A 14,770-nucleotide genomic window follows, 5' to 3' on the forward strand; every position below is an offset into this window, starting at 1 on the left:
AGACGCCGCAGGTCACGGCAGGCATCGGCTCGGGTCTGCGCCTTATGGCGGCGTTTCGAATACCGCGCGGGCCTGCTCGTAGATACAGGCAGCCAGGGTTGCATGGTGGCCGTGTTGATTCCAGATCAAGCCGTTGCGGCGCACCGGCGCTCTTTCGGGCAGGGGTATTTGGACGATATTGAGCGACTGCCACATGGCGGACCAGTCCGGCAGCAGCGACACGCCCAGTCCTTCATGCACCAGGACTGCAATCGAGGCCAGGCTGTTGATTTCCAGGCGCTGTCTGGGGTGCAGTCCCTGGTCGCGCAGATAGCGGTCGGCCAGCTGCCCACCATAAACGCTGCGGTCATAACGGATAAAGGGTTCGCTGAGCAGGATCTCGTGTGCTTCTCGGCCCTTTAAATGCGCCGGCGCGATCACCAGCAGGGGTTCCTCCATGAATTTTTGCCAGATGCAGTGCTTGGCCACGGCAAATTGCGGTTCGACCACGATGGCCGCATCCAGGTCACCCGTCGCTACCTTTCGGCACAGTTCGATGGAGGCATCGGGCGTGACAAACAACGACGCGTCCGGGTGCAGACGATAGACGCGTTTGAGAATAGGCGGCAGGACATTGGTCAGGGCCGAGGCAAAACAGCCCAGGCGAAACTCGCCCTGACTATTGCTGTCAATCGCCGTGGCGCGCATGTCCCGAACCTGCCTGACGACCGAGCGTGTACTGTCCAGTATTCGCATGCCGCTTTCAGTCGGTTTGACTGATCGGCCCGAACGTTTGACCAGTGCCACACCCATATCGTCTTCCAGCGCCTTGATGCGCGCCGCGACGGCAGCGGAAGTCAGATCCAGCCGCCTGGCGGCCTCGGCGAAAGAGCCGGCCTCTACAACCGTAATGAAACTGTGCAGATAGTTGATGTCCATCAGCGTGCTTTCCTCCAGGGGTATTCCAGTTGCATGGCCACGACTTGTGCTGTCGGCGCGCCGTAACGGGCAGCGATCGCCTCAAGTGTCTGCTTCAATGTGTCTGCCGGATGCGTCATATCCACGGACGGCAGGGCGCCATTGTTATCCTGCTGGTCACCGGTCTGATCGGCAAGCAACGGCATGCCGTTGCCGGACACGACCGGGTTGCCGTTGATGCTGCGGGTGGTCACGCGGGAGAGGTACGTGCGTGACCAGGCGTCGGCGACCAGGGCCAGTGCCGCTTCGTTCACGCCGGGTTGCAGTTGCAGGGTAAATTGTTCCTTGCGCCAGAAGGACATCGTATTTTTCATGACGGTCAGCGCAAAGGGGCGGGTCAGTTGAAATGCCTGGCTGTCGTGTCCGGCATGCCACTGCGCGACCCCCAGGCTTTCACCCGCTTGTTGCGCTTTATCGCGGCCAGCAATGGCTTCGATCAGCGTGAGCATCATGGGAATAGATGCGGTAATGCCCGTTGTGGTGGCAACGCCGTCATCGACGACCCACCGCCTGTCGGGCACATAGCGGATGTTTTTGTAATCGCGCAACAAGGTTTTCAGATAGTACCAGTGGGTAGTGGCGCGTCTGTTCTCCAGCAGGCCGGCGCCGGCCAGTACTTTTGCGCCCGCGCAGATCCCGATGATGATGGCTCCTTTTTCTCTCTGGCTTCGCAGCCAGGCAAGGACAGTGGGATCATCATCCCGGCTCATGGCGGGTACGATGACGTAGTCCGCTCCTTGTGGGTTGCGCTGGTCAAACTGCGCCACCGTTGCCTGCGCCCGTACCGTGAGCGCCGGATACAGCCGAACCGGTCCGTCTCCGGTGGACAGTGTGACGACATCGGCGACATCGGCGTTTCTGAGTACACCGTAAGGCACGAGGTAGTCTGTGGTCTCGGTGGCATCGTTAATACCGACAATCGCAATCAGCGGACGTTTTCGCTTCGGTGGTTTCAGCGCGTGGAGCACGGATGTATACTCGCCGTCCGCGACGGGCACCGGACCGGTGCGATGGGTGGGCGAGGGCAGGGACAGGAACCAGATCACGCCTGCGAGCAGTGCCAGGGCACCAATACCCGTAAGGGCGAGCAAAAGAATACGGCATGTCATGAAAATCACCTCTCTTCGGAAGCGTGCTGCCTGAGTCAAAACACGGATAAATGTAGTTAATATCGCCAGCCAGGAGGGCGACTTCATTTTTTTTGCATTAATTGGGTTTTTATTGCAAAAAATTAATATACATCAATGCAATCGTGTTGGCTCTGGTCTACTATTTGTCTCGGCCTTTAATCTCCGGTCAGACGCAGATCCCATACGCAGCAAGCACGTCTGGCCACACGGGGGTTAAAGGCTCTTTTTTATTTAGTCAAACTCTATCACGGCTTCGCGTGTCTCCTGCAGATAGCGCACGCTTACGGTATTGCCCTTTTGTATCTGTACCATATGATAAATCGGTACAATCTGACTGGCGATTGTTTCGAATGCCGGGCCGAAGGTCGGGGTGATGCGCAGCCCGACATTCAATACGAAATGATCGTTGATCCGCGTTCCGGAATCTGCCACGGATAGGACTACCGCATTGCCCTGCTCGCCGGTTTGTCGAACAGTGTCATTTCTCCGGGTTCTGGCCGACAGTGAAAACAAAATCAACACAATGCCGCCAATCATCATGCTCAGCGACAAAACCAGACAGACCACGGAGACGGGCGGCAGCCATTCCTCTACGGGATAAAGCACATAAGAAAAAATGCCGATAAACGGAATCCAGGATAAAGCGAAAAGTCGCCAGCCCAGGTCAGCTGCTTTGTCCCGGGTCAGCGTGAGAGGGCTTTGCATGGCGATGTCGTTATGCGACCAGTACGATTTTCGTTGAACATGGTTTTCATATTACGTTGATCATATGACAGAAATAATATATGAAACGTGTCGTGCCTGACTCCCGCAGCAACGGTGCAGTATCGTATGGCGGAGCGATCTCTGATATTAGAGTCGGTTGTTGAGCTGTATTCATGGTGGCACACCGGTAACCAGACATTCAATGACTGAGGCTTTCACGCATCACTCTGATGTAAATATATATTTCATATGTAAAAAAACAATTGACATCGGTCTGGCTGATCGCCCCAGAACACCTTATACCGTCATTTGCCGCCACTGTCTCAGTGTGAGTGTTGTTGCGAATTTATTCAGGTCATTAACCTGACATATAGCATGACTATGATTTTTTCAACTGTGATAGATCAGACAAAGCTCGATGACAACGCGCCTGCCGCGAGAGATGACCATGGATATCCCCCAGCTACAGAACCGTCCCGTTATTGCCCATACACCCATGCCCGAGGTCTTGCTCTTCAAAAGCATGACCGGCCATGCCGGGTTGTCCGAACTGTTTGAGTTCAGTGTGGAACTGGTTGCCAATACCTACATGCTGGATGTTCGTGATTTGTTGGGCAAACCGCTTACCCTGCAGGTGGAAACAGCCGGTGGCGCACCTCATTTTATCAATGGTCAAATTATTAAATTTGAACTGGCGGGGCGGGAACTCAACAATTCGCAGTATTACACCTATCGCGCGACGGTAAGGCCCTGGCTCTGGTATCTGACCCAATCGCGGGACAACCGGATTTTCCAGAACAAAACCGTGGTGGATATATTGAAGGAAGTGCTGGGCAACTATAGTTTTCCGGTGGAATATAAACTCATCGAATCCTACCGGAATTGGGAATATTGTGTCCAGTATCAGGAGTCTGATTTCGATTTCGTCAGCCGATTGATGGAGCATGAAGGCATTTACTACTGGTTCCGTCACGAGAACGGGCAGCATACCCTGGTGCTGACAGACGACGTGTCGACCCATGAGCCTGCCCCGGGCTACGATACCTATACGTATTACGATGAGCAGCGTCACATGCTTGCGCACGAGGAATTCGTGTCGGACTGGCATGTGCAGGCGCAGATTACCTCCGGGGGATACGCGACAGTAGATTACGATTTTCGCAAACCCGGTGCGCGTTTGAATTCCATGAGTAAAAACGCCCAGGCTGCCAACACGGACAAACTGGAAGTCTACGAGTGGCAGGGTGGTTATCAGGAAGTGGACCATGGCGAAAAATATGCCCGTATCCGGTTGCAGGAGATTCAGGGCGCGCGCGAGCAGGTGCGGGGCATTTGCAACATCCGGGCGGTCGAGCCTGGGCGCACGTTCACGTTGCGCAATCATCCGCGACGGGTCGAAAATCGCGAGTACCTGTGCGTGTCCGCCACCTACAGCATGAGCGTGGCGGGTTATTCAACCGGCACCGATCAGAAAGATCGCTTTGAAGTGATTTTCAATGCGTTGCCTGCCGACATTCAATTTCGCGCGCCAAGAGTAACACCGCAACCCAAGACCAGCGGGCCGCAAACGGCCCGCGTCGTGGGACCGGCGGGTGAAGAACTCTGGACGGACCAGTACGGTCGCATCAAGGTGATGTTTCACTGGGACCGTCAGGCCAAGGGGGACGAAAACAGTTCCTGCTGGATTCGCGTGTCCAGTCCCTGGGCGGGCGGCGGCTTCGGTGGCCTGCAATTGCCGCGTATTAATGACGAAGTCGTGGTCGATTTCATCGGCGGTAATCCGGATCGGCCGGTGATTCTGGGGCGCGTCTATAACGCCCAGAATATGCCGCCCGTGTCGCTTCCGGCCAATGCGACGCAAAGCGGCTTCCGCAGCCAGTCGGTCTTTGGCGATCCGAGCATGCGCAACCAGATGATCTTCGAAGACAAGCTGGGACAGGAACTCGTGGACATGCGGGCGCAACTGGATATGCTGCTGACTGTCGTGCAGAATATGACAGTGAACATAGGTTCAAACCTGAAGACGACAGTGGGCGAAACGGAAACGCGTGATGTGACCGGAACCCGTACCACGCACATTATCGGGCATGAAAAAGAAACGTTCGATGCGGGTGTTCATCGCGAAATCACCAGTGGCGGCCTGGTCGATAATATAAAAGGTGGTGCAACCACAAAGATACTGACGGGAAACAATGTTTTCCGGGTTGAAGCAGGCACCAACACCGTTTATGTCAAGTCGAATGAGACGCATACCATCGACGGCACCTTGCACCAGGATGTGAAGGAAGCAGCAACGCTGCACTATAAAAACAAGCTCACGCGCACGGTCGCGCAGACCGAGGATGTTACGGTAACGGGCGCAGCCACGCATAATTATGAAAGTACATTTACTTCCAATCATGGGGGAAAGGTGCTTTTTGATGCAACGGGCCAGGACTTTGAGATCCTGTGTAAAAAGTATTCGATTACCGCGTCCAGCGGCGAGATAAAGAACGTGACCTCGCACGCGATCAATAACTACAAGGCCGGCAGGGACACCACCGTGACCGGCGTCGATACCAAAGTGGTTTCGGTGCTTGGGATAGACGTGATGCCGCTCAAAATGTCGATAACCGGGGCGGTGAATTTTTCGTATTCGACCATTGCGTATCAAATACAGCCGCTACGGCTCGCGCTCCGGGGGATCGCCATGCAGGTGGATGGTTTGAATCTGGCCGCAACGGGGCTCAAGTTCAGCAATCAGGCGGTTAAGGTCGATATCAGCGGGGCGAGTTGGAAAGCGGACGGAATCGATCTGCAGACCCGCGGCGCGCAGACCAAATTACAGGCCCTGGGCGTGACCCTTGCCGGTTTGAAACTATTTGCTTGACGGAGAAGAATCAAATGCCAATTTTGCAAGGCCGAATCGGATCAAGTGTGACGCTGGTCGATGTGATGATACTGGGGCCTCGCCCCAATTTTGGTCCTAAAATCACCATGATCCCCAATCCGCTTTCCCGGGTGTTTACGCCCGGCCTGGATCTGGAGTGCTGCCCCATGCCTACGATGATAACCTGGGCCAATGAAACCGGGATATTGGGTGTGCTGGTGCCCGTGGTCAAATGCTTTGCGACCAAATTCATCAATGTCAGCTTCCGGGTTTTTTCCGGTGCCTTGCCGGTTTGTCGCTGGATATCCATGGGATTAAGCAATATTATCAATGGTCTTTTATCCACCAATCTGATCCCATCGCCTAACCGGATTTTTGTTTTTGCCTGAGTAAAGTCCGTGCCGGCCCCTGTTGTGCGAGCCCTGCCGTGAGGCGTTGCGTTATGGTGCTCTGACGATCACCGGGTGATTTCACCGGGACCTTGCCTGCTGCGTCCAGAGTTCGGCCTCATGCAGGTAGTCGCGCTGCGGTAGAGCGCCAGGTTTGCGCAGCAATGCGCCGTCGGAAACCAGAGCTCGATGAAACAGCGTGTCATGCAGTGTGACTGATTCAAACTGAGTATGGCGTAGATTGGCTCGGGAAAAATCGGCCCGGGTCAGATCCGAGCGATTCCACCGGGCATGTTCACAATCGGCCTCATGCAAGATGCTTTCTGTCATATCACAGTCTGTGAAGCGTGCGTCGGTGGCCACGGCCTGTATCCACATGCTTTGCGACAACTGGGTGTCCGAAAACCGGACGGACAGCGCGTCGGACTCGATGAATATGGCATTGGTGCAATCGCATGCGCTGAATATGGCGTTGTTCAGCCGGCTTTCCTGGAAATTGCATCCGGCAAGGTAACAGTCCTGGAACATGGCCTGCTTCAAATCGCTCTTGACGAAAGGGCATTGCTGAAACGTCAGTCCGGTGAAACGCTGCCCGCAGAGCTGAGTTTCGTTCATCACGGTTTTTTCGAAATAGCAATCGTCGAACCGCGTCTGTCTCAGGTCGTTGCGGAAAAAAACGCTGATTTCAAACGTACTGCCGACAAAATCGGTCTGCGCCAGATCGGTTTCGAAAAATGACGTTTTTGTGCATTGCGTTTGCGACAGAATGGCGCCGCTCAGGTTCGTCTGGCCGAAGGTGCAGCTATCCAGCGTTGCCTGTGAAAAAATCGCCTTTGCCAGGTGGCTTTCGATAATGGAGCATTCCCTTAGCGAGGCATCGGAGAAGCGGCTTGCGGTTAACTCACATCCGGAAAACAGGCAACGCTGCAAGTCTGCGCGTTCAAAAACGCTGCTGTCAAAGCGGCAGTTGGTGAAAACGATGTTATCCAGGCGCGATCCGCTAAAGTCGGTTCCGGTGAAATCGACCTTTTCGAAAACGCGACCCGACAGCGCTGTATTTCCAAGGGATAGACCGGCAAAGTTTTTTTCTTGTATCGGCTCGTAACTATCGAGGCAGTCAAAGAACTGTTGGCGGGTTGAGGGCGACATCATGGGCGTACGGCATCCTGTTGCGGGAATGATTCCCGGTATAGCGGATAGCGCTTGGTATGCTCGGTGTAGATATTTTGGATCAAGGTTGTGTTATCCATGCGTACTTCGGAAATGTCGGCTGTACAAAAGTTCGCATAACGCAGATCCGCGCCGCGCAAATCCGCCTTGGTCAAAATAGCGGAGGTGAAGTCGGCCTGATTAAAAAGACTATCGCGAAGATCGGCCGATTTGAGCACGCAATGATGCATATCTGCGCCGGTAAAGTCGGCGTTGCGCAGATCGGCCAGTGTCAGGTCGCAGTACTGGAGACGGGCCTTCTGAGCCTGGATGCCGTGCAGGACGGTCCCCTTGAAGCTGCATCCTTTTAGTCTGGTTTCCCGAAATGCACAGTGGCGAATGTTCAGCTTGTATATGAACGACACGCCATCAAGCCGCGCCTGCGAAAAGTTAATGGTGTCCATATCGCAGGCAACAAAACCGGCGCTTTTTTGTTGCGATTGTTCAAAATTCACATTGACCAGTGTCGTTTGCTGGAAGATGGTCTGCGAGAATTTGGCCTGGTAAAAGCTGCTATTTTCAAAGTGGCACTGCACGAAAACGGTTTTGTCGGCGCTGGATGCATCAAAGCGACATGCCGAGAATCGTGCATGCGTATTGTTCAAGACATCCTGCCACTGGGTTTGCCGGAAATCGCAACGGGAAAATTCGGTTTTGTGCAGAATGACTTTTTTCAGTCTGGAGCCCGAGAAATTGCTTCTTTCAACTTGGGTCTCCCCCAGGTTGGTGCCATTCAATTCGCAATCTGTAAAGCTTGCGTCCTGGATAGAGGCTCTGCTGAGGATGACATCTGTCAGATTGCAACGCCGAAAGACAGCACCGTTCAGATTGGCGCCGGATAAGTCCGAACCCGAAATGTCCGCATCGACAAATGCCAGGCTTGACAGATCTGCGCCGGCAAGATCCATGTCCTGAATGGACTGTCCGTCAGCATAACGTCGTTGCGCTTCGAACCTTTTTTTGTCGGCAACATGGCTGTCGACAATGATTTTTCCGCCGATCAGATGCGCCGAATACAGATTGATTTTCCCCAGTTGCTTGCGTGCCTGCTCACGCTGCTGCGTCATATTTTCCAGTTTTGCCGTCGTATTATCCGGGTCACCGTGTTGCTGTGACCATTTTTCCCATTCGGCTTCGAGCTTTTCCTGCTGTTTCGCCAATTCACCGAAGGCATCGCGCAATTTTTGACGATCTGCCGGGGCGGGTGAATCAATGTGCCTGCCTATTTCTTCAATCTGCGCGGCGTCCAGTGCAGGCGCTGCACCTTCGGTGTCCGTCGATCCGGCGTGTTGCGGGTCGACGGCATTCAGTTCCGACAATTGTTGGCGCGTGCTTTGTTTTTGAGCTTCCAATTGCTCCATCGCATCGGCCTTGAGTTTTTGCATCCGTTCGTGCAATTCGGGCATATGCTCCGGATCCGCGGGAAAGGGCGGACCTACAAATTCGGGGACCAGGGCATTGAGCTCATTGCGTTCGCTGTCCGGAAGGTTCGTGCCATGTTTATCCAGAAACGCACGGATCTGCGCTCTTTTGCGCTGCTCGAATTTATGCGCGTTGTCCAGGAAAGGGCTTTGCAACTGGGGCTTTGTATCCAGCCAGTCTCCCATGATGGACTTGGGAACCAGGTCGCGATCACGCAAGGTATAAAGGGCGCCTGTTTCCATGTCATTGCGCTGGTCAAAAACCTTGCGGTAATAGGACTGGTTTTTTGGCTGGTCCGGCAGCTCCATGGCTGGCAAGATGGCAAGCGCGTCTTCCGCGTAGGACTGTGCAACGGGCAACGCGCCATGATACATCAGAATGGCGTGCCGGATATTCGGCAAGAACCAGACTGTGGTCGGCCTCAGGTCGACCTCCAGGAATACTTCGTGTTCCGGTTCTCTGGCGCTGGCAATTTGCTGCAATACGAAGCATCTTGCTTTCCAGTCAGGCAGGGTGCCGCTCCAGCAATGCTGTTCGGGATGCATATTCCATATGCGAAACGATGAGCCTAAAGGCAGGCTATCGCGCTCTGGCCAGCGCTGATCGGGCTCGGCTGCATTGAACAGCCGAGGGTCCATATCGTGGAAGAATGCGTTCATGTCGGTTTGCATCCATTCCTGGCTGAACGTACCTACCTGCGAGTAACGACGCGGGCGAGTCAAAAGGACCGGACCGAAAGAGGCAGGAAGTATTGCCTGGTCCGGCCGCTGCATGGTGCTGGTGGGCACTTCCACATTGGGCAGGCGGCGCACCCAGCTGCCATTGATCCACTCGCGATCGCGCCCCTTGCCGCCCGGGTTTTCGGCAAAATCCGCACCCCCATATGCATGGTTCCAGCTAACAGGCATTTCATCGAATGTCTGCGGTGCGGTCATGGTACCGTCCAGCCAGTAGCGCTCGCCGGAAACCAGCAAACTTTTTTCCAGCTTGTCTACCTGTACCCGTACCGCGCAGCGCGTTTTGTCCTGCTGATGTGCGGTGTAGGCCTTGCCGCTGACCAGAAATTCCGGTACAGGTTTTGGCAGGACGAGATCCAGAATACCTTCGCAATCCATATCATGCAAAAGGTGGGTGGTCAGTTCGGCATCGGGCACGAGTTTCGGAGATTCGCCGTTGAAATCCACCAGCGCATACACGACCACACCCAGGTAGCTTTTTTCTTGCAACCCGAATGGGCGGGTCAAGACACCCAGTCGCAGAGGTTTGACTGTTTTCATTATTGCTTATCGAACCACGTACATGGGGATCAACTCATGTGAATCTGATCGCCGTTGATTTTCATGACTTCCTGTGCGGTCAGGGTGGTATAGCCACCATGTACCCGGGTCAGTTTCTCTGCTTCGTAATCGATGGTTTGTGCCCTTACGTGATCGACTTCCTTGACATGTCGGAAACAAAGGCGTGCCACGCTTTTGAAGCTGTCCGACATCAGTCCGATCACATTCGAGAAAAAGTCTGTGCTACCGACGACGGCGTCGAGTTTCTTTCCCAGATAGCTCATCTGGCCGATCTTCATGATGGCCGAATCGTTTTCCTGCTCATGGCTTGGGGCTGTCAGCTTGACCGCCTGATTGCTGTGGATATGGGTCAGCCTGGCTGAATGCACGCTCACGGCGCCCGCTTCGCTGCGGATCGCCATATCTCCGGTGACCGAGAGCGTGACGGTCGTGTTTTCAGGGCGAGCGATGATGGCGAGCAGAAAAACGCGATCGCGATCCGGGCCGCTGATCAGGACTTCATCTCCGATTTGCGGCTCTACCAGACAACTCAGCGCCCGGGCGCAATGCCAGTTGGCACCGTCGCACTGTACCGTACAAATGCCGTTATCAATACTGAGGACCTGGCCCACGAGCTGTATCGGATCATAGGCCGGTAGTTGGGGGCGGGTCACCAGCATTAATTGACTCCTGTTCGGGTAAATGGGTAATGCCGTCTATTGTCGCAAAGCATTACGACACCGATATGACAATTTGATTTCAACCTGCTTGTTGTTGTTCTTCACGAATGAATCGGGATAAAAAGCCCCAGTCCTGTTGCGAGGACTGCGGATCCAGTCCCAGTCGTAATTCGCGTCCGTCGTCCAGAAATAGCACCGGCACCGCCTTGCCCTCCTGCAGGTGACGCAATTGGACCGCGGAAACGGGTTCGGTGATTTTGTATTGTCGATGCGGCGCTTGCGGGTCGGAAAAGATCAGGCGCAATACCGGCTTGCTGTTAATGACATGATGCGTGTCCTGTATGCTGACCAGCAGCAAGTTGCGCATTTCGCTATTTTTCAGTATCCGAGTGTTGCGCGCATTGTTCAGCTGCAGGGCGCGTTGCGATGCGCGCAATCCCAGACAAAACAAAAGCGCGGCCAGGACAAGCGGCGCGCACAGGAGCAGAATGGCCGCGTAAACGGATTCCCCCGGCTTGACAAGGACCGGATACATGCTTAACAGGGAAAAAGGGATCGCTGCGATACCCAGCCAGATCATCCTGCTGGCGCGGTGCTGTAAATATTCGATATGCGATTTTTCGTCTGTCATATTCATTTGCGGGTCAGCCGATCCTCGGGTGAGGTCTCTTGCGTATGTAACGGCGCTGTTTTTCAGTGTAGAAATAACCCGCCAAAATGACATCATGAAGACAATACCGATTTTTTACATTTTGCAAAATCTCAGGAGTCAGCTGGTCGGGGGACGACGTGTCCATGCATGACTCACGCCGGGTTATGACACCTGTACCACGGCATGCCGGACGCTATGACGTATTTTACCCCGGAACTTGACGTATCAACCTATACCGAATCCCGCGGTTTTTGTTCATACTATGCACGTAGACAGGCCGAGTCGGTCGATCACACTTTTACGGAGATTACACATGAAATATGTCGATGGTTTTGTGGCGGCGGTGCCGACTGCCAATCGTGAAGCGTACATCAAGCATGCGTCCGAGGCAGCGGTTATTTTCAAGGAACTGGGCGCACTCAGTGTGGTCGAGTGCTGGGGGGATGAAGTGCCGGAGGGTAAAGTGACCTCTTTTCCGATGGCCGTGCAGTGCAAGCCGGATGAGACGGTGGTGTTTGCCTGGATTACCTGGCCGTCCAAAGAAGTACATGATGAAGGCATGAAGAAAATGATGGAGGATCCGCGCATGCAGCCCGACGTCAATCCCATGCCCTTCGATGGAAAACGCATGATCTATGGCGGCTTTGTGCCGGTCGTCAACGAGTGATATCTGTATCGATCATTTGTATCATTCATTTCGCGGGTCGTTGTCTCTCGGGCAGGCCCGCGTGATTTTTCTGCCTGCTGGCGGGCCCGTTATGTGACACGACAGTCGTCAGCCGATAAAATACCAGATACTTAATCCTTGCTCGCGCCTCCCGCAATGCTGTCACACGGCAGACATTGCAAAGCTTTCGGGCAATCTGTCTGGATATTGCATCATGAGAAAATTACTGTTTATGCTGGTCGGTACAGGTGCGCTGCTGGCCGCTTGCGCGAAACCGCCAGTTGCGCCACCGCTCACCGAATCGCAATTGCAGGCCTTGAACTGCAAGCAGATCGGTCGTGAAACCGATAAATTGAATTTGCAGGTCAACCAATTGCGCGGCAACGATGCGTTGTTCGGGCCCGATGAGCGCGATAAGCAGGCCGCCATTTCTGCAGCGGAGTTCCGCCTGCAGCAATTACGAACACAAAGCGTCAGAAAGCTTTGCGTGTTTGGCTGAAATAAGGACCAGGATGATATATAAAACAGCAGGATATATGGTGTCGGCAGCGGCGCTTGTTTTGATGACGGCATGTTCCACCGGCACCGATCATTCAAAAAGCGCCGAATGTGGTCGTATCAATTCACGCGTCATGATGGCCCCGGCGCCCGGTGCAAACGATAATTTCCTGTCCCGTAACAGCGCCGATCAGCGCGCTGATGCGCAACGCGAACGGGCGCGTCGCATGGGGTGTGACTGACCCTAGACGGGTACCTTGTTCTTCCTGACCAGCTCGACGCCCTGATTGGCCAGCTGGTCTGCGCGCTCGTTACCCGGATCGCCTGAATGGCCCTTGACCCATTTCCAGTCGACATCGTGGCGGCCGATTTCTTCGTTCAGCAATAACCATAGGTCAACGTTTTTGACCGGTTTTTTATCGGCGGTCTTCCAGTTGCGTGCCTGCCATCCCCGCATCCATTCGCAGATGCCTTTCTGAACGTATTGTGAGTCTACATGCAGGGTTACCCGACAGCTGCGTTTGAGTGCGCGCAGTCCTTCAATGACGGCTGTCATTTCCATGCGATTGTTGGTGGTTTCGGGTTCGCCGCCGAAAAGCGTTTTTTCGTGCGGGCCCTGGCGCAGCAAAACACCCCAGCCACCGGGGCCGGGGTTGCCCTTGCAGGCGCCATCTGTCCAAATATTGACTTGCGGTTTATCCATGAGGTTCTTTAAAAAGCTGACGTATATCGCGGCGGGAGACGGCTGCTTCGCCGCGAGCGAATTTTTTCTTCTTCTTGCCTTTCCACGATGGCCCGATCAGCGTCATGCCATGGGTGCGCTTGACTGCGGCAAGCAGATAGGCCGCCCCGGCAACGGGCCACCAGCGGTCGCCCGCGCGGTTCATGAAATCCCATCGTTTCAGCCATCGTTCTGTGCGGCAGGCGGGAGTGTAGCAGCCAAAGTATCCCCGGTCCACCTCGAATGACAGCAGTTTCATCCAGTCTTTCAGGCGGGTGACCGATACCTGACGCGTGGCGGCTACCGGCATCCACGAATGACCCCAGGGCATACGGGTGCGTAAGCCCCACAGACTCCACGGGTTGAACCCGGAGATAATCAGGCGGCCCTCGTGAACCAGCACACGCTCGGCCTCACGCAAAACCACATGCGGGTTATCGGCGCATTCCAGGATATGGGGCAGGATCAGCAGATCAACCGAATTGGAGGCCAGGGGCAGGGCGTCAAATTGCGCCTGAACAAAATGGGTATTGGGGTAGTCCGTGCATTTTTTGAAGCTGTCATCGGTCAGAATGATTTTGGTACGCATTCTGTTATGATGCAAAAAATTCCAGTCGGGCAAACCTACTTGGACGGCGTTAAAGCCAAACGAGTCGGCCACGATCTGATCAAATTTTGACGATTCCCATTGTATGACGCGCTGGCCCGGGTCCGTATGGAACCAATCTGCCAGATTGATGATTCGCGAATGTATTTGTTTCACTGATTCCTCGGTATAAATGCGGCGCCCAAGTAGAGAGACTATCTGATGACAATTAAAATCTGGCCGATCAGCGCGTTCAGCGATAATTATATCTGGGCAATTGTACAGTCTGAGCAGGCAGTTGTCGTGGACCCCGGTGACGCAAAACCGGTCCTGGCGTATTTACAAGAATACGGGTTAACCCTTAAAACAATCCTTCTGACCCATCACCACGCGGACCATGTTGGCGGCGTGGCTGAACTGGTGGAAAAAACCGGTGCCACTGTCTATGGGCCTGCTGGTCCGGCGATTCCCTGTCGCAATGTGACCCTTAAGGAAGGTGATCACGTCAATCTGAATTCCCTTGGGCAGTTCTCTGTTCTGGAAGTGCCTGGCCACACACTCGATCATATTGCCTATTTCGGGCAGGTCGATGGCCGTAATGTGCTGTTCTGTGGCGATACGCTGTTTGCCACCGGCTGCGGCAGATTATTTGAAGGAAATTCTAGACAAATGCAACAAAGCCTTGATAAATTTAAAAAAATGCCCCACAATACGTCCGTCTATTGTGCTCACGAATACACCTTGAGCAATATCCGCTGGGCACGTACCGTCGATCCGCACAACCCTGACCTTGAGCAATGGCAGCGCGAAGCAGAAACATTGCGCAACAACAATCAGGCGACTGTTCCAACATCGCTGGAACACGAACTCAAAACCAATCCGTTCATGCGAACGGATGAACCGGTTGTCATTACCGCAGCCGAACAAAACGCCGGTCGTTCTCTGGCCCACCCCGAGAACGTACTTGAAGTATTACGTGAGTGGAAAAACCATTTCTGAGACAGACTA

General features: G+C 54.2%; 15 protein-coding genes. 6 read left to right on the forward strand and 9 right to left on the reverse strand.

Annotated elements, in window-relative coordinates; all coding sequences use genetic code 11:
* Window positions 1–42: 42 nt before the first annotated feature.
* From W822_RS40520 to W822_RS40530, 3 genes are all read right to left on the reverse strand, one after another.
* A complete protein-coding gene (locus W822_RS40520; protein ID WP_024006474.1) occupies window positions 43–918 on the reverse strand; it encodes a LysR family transcriptional regulator in 876 nt (291 codons plus the stop codon).
* Window positions 918–2,066, reverse strand: coding sequence for a DJ-1/PfpI family protein (locus W822_RS40525; protein ID WP_024006475.1), 1,149 nt, complete (start codon window positions 2,064–2,066; stop codon window positions 918–920). The genes W822_RS40520 and W822_RS40525 overlap by 1 nt, the downstream gene beginning before the upstream one ends.
* A gap of 252 nt (window positions 2,067–2,318) precedes the next feature.
* Window positions 2,319–2,792 carry a hypothetical protein gene (locus W822_RS40530; RefSeq protein WP_024006476.1) on the reverse strand — a complete coding sequence of 158 codons (474 nt, stop codon included), beginning with the start codon at window positions 2,790–2,792 and terminating at the stop codon, window positions 2,319–2,321.
* A 448-nt stretch (window positions 2,793–3,240) separates the two neighbouring features.
* Between W822_RS40530 and W822_RS40535 the strand changes: the two genes are divergently transcribed.
* Together W822_RS40535 and W822_RS40540 are read left to right on the forward strand one after the other, a co-directional pair.
* Window positions 3,241–5,661, forward strand: coding sequence for a type VI secretion system Vgr family protein (locus W822_RS40535; protein ID WP_024006477.1), 2,421 nt, complete (start codon window positions 3,241–3,243; stop codon window positions 5,659–5,661).
* A 14-nt stretch (window positions 5,662–5,675) separates the two neighbouring features.
* Window positions 5,676–6,050, forward strand: coding sequence for a hypothetical protein (locus tag W822_RS40540; protein ID WP_024006478.1), 375 nt, complete (start codon window positions 5,676–5,678; stop codon window positions 6,048–6,050).
* Window positions 6,051–6,131: 81 nt separating this feature from the next.
* Here W822_RS40540 and W822_RS40545 read toward each other — a convergent pair whose 3' ends face one another.
* From W822_RS40545 to W822_RS40560, 4 genes are all read right to left on the reverse strand, one after another.
* A complete protein-coding gene (locus W822_RS40545) occupies window positions 6,132–7,202 on the reverse strand; it encodes a pentapeptide repeat-containing protein (RefSeq protein WP_024006479.1) in 1,071 nt (356 codons plus the stop codon).
* On the reverse strand, window positions 7,199–9,958 hold the full coding sequence (locus W822_RS40550) for a DUF2169 family type VI secretion system accessory protein (protein ID WP_024006480.1): 2,760 nt from the start codon (window positions 9,956–9,958) through the stop codon (window positions 7,199–7,201). Before W822_RS40550 ends, W822_RS40545 begins: the two co-directional genes overlap by 4 nt.
* Window positions 9,959–9,987: 29 nt before the next feature.
* On the reverse strand, window positions 9,988–10,638 hold the full coding sequence (locus tag W822_RS40555) for a DUF3540 domain-containing protein (RefSeq protein WP_024006481.1): 651 nt from the start codon (window positions 10,636–10,638) through the stop codon (window positions 9,988–9,990).
* 79 nt (window positions 10,639–10,717) lie between these two features.
* Window positions 10,718–11,269, reverse strand: coding sequence for a hypothetical protein (locus W822_RS40560; protein WP_155848191.1), 552 nt, complete (start codon window positions 11,267–11,269; stop codon window positions 10,718–10,720).
* Between the two features lie 334 nt (window positions 11,270–11,603).
* Here W822_RS40560 and W822_RS40565 point away from each other — a divergent pair, with 334 nt between their 5' ends.
* From W822_RS40565 to W822_RS40575, 3 genes are all read left to right on the forward strand, one after another.
* Window positions 11,604–11,957 carry a DUF1428 domain-containing protein gene (locus tag W822_RS40565; RefSeq protein ID WP_024006483.1) on the forward strand — a complete coding sequence of 118 codons (354 nt, stop codon included), beginning with the start codon at window positions 11,604–11,606 and terminating at the stop codon, window positions 11,955–11,957.
* 214 nt (window positions 11,958–12,171) lie between these two features.
* Window positions 12,172–12,456, forward strand: coding sequence for a hypothetical protein (locus W822_RS40570; RefSeq protein ID WP_024006484.1), 285 nt, complete (start codon window positions 12,172–12,174; stop codon window positions 12,454–12,456).
* Between the two features lie 13 nt (window positions 12,457–12,469).
* Window positions 12,470–12,697 (forward strand): hypothetical protein, encoded by a 228-nt coding sequence (locus W822_RS40575; protein WP_031243282.1) that lies wholly within the window; start codon window positions 12,470–12,472, stop codon window positions 12,695–12,697.
* A 2-nt stretch (window positions 12,698–12,699) separates the two neighbouring features.
* Here W822_RS40575 and rnhA read toward each other — a convergent pair whose 3' ends face one another.
* A complete protein-coding gene (rnhA, locus tag W822_RS40580) occupies window positions 12,700–13,158 on the reverse strand; it encodes a ribonuclease HI (RefSeq protein ID WP_024006486.1) in 459 nt (152 codons plus the stop codon).
* The gene (locus W822_RS40585; RefSeq protein WP_024006487.1) at window positions 13,151–13,939 is read right to left on the reverse strand and encodes a class I SAM-dependent methyltransferase; all 789 of its coding nucleotides are present in this window, start codon (window positions 13,937–13,939) and stop codon (window positions 13,151–13,153) included. Before W822_RS40585 ends, rnhA begins: the two co-directional genes overlap by 8 nt.
* A gap of 45 nt (window positions 13,940–13,984) precedes the next feature.
* On the opposite strand from W822_RS40585, the gene gloB reads away from it, so the two are divergent.
* Complete coding sequence (gene gloB / locus W822_RS40590; RefSeq protein WP_031243284.1) at window positions 13,985–14,761, forward strand: hydroxyacylglutathione hydrolase; 777 nt, start codon at window positions 13,985–13,987, stop codon at window positions 14,759–14,761.
* Window positions 14,762–14,770 lie beyond the last annotated feature (9 nt).

The sequence above is a fragment of the Advenella kashmirensis W13003 genome (assembly GCF_000506985.1).
GTDB classification, from domain to species: Bacteria; Pseudomonadota; Gammaproteobacteria; order Burkholderiales; family Burkholderiaceae_B; genus Advenella; species Advenella kashmirensis_A.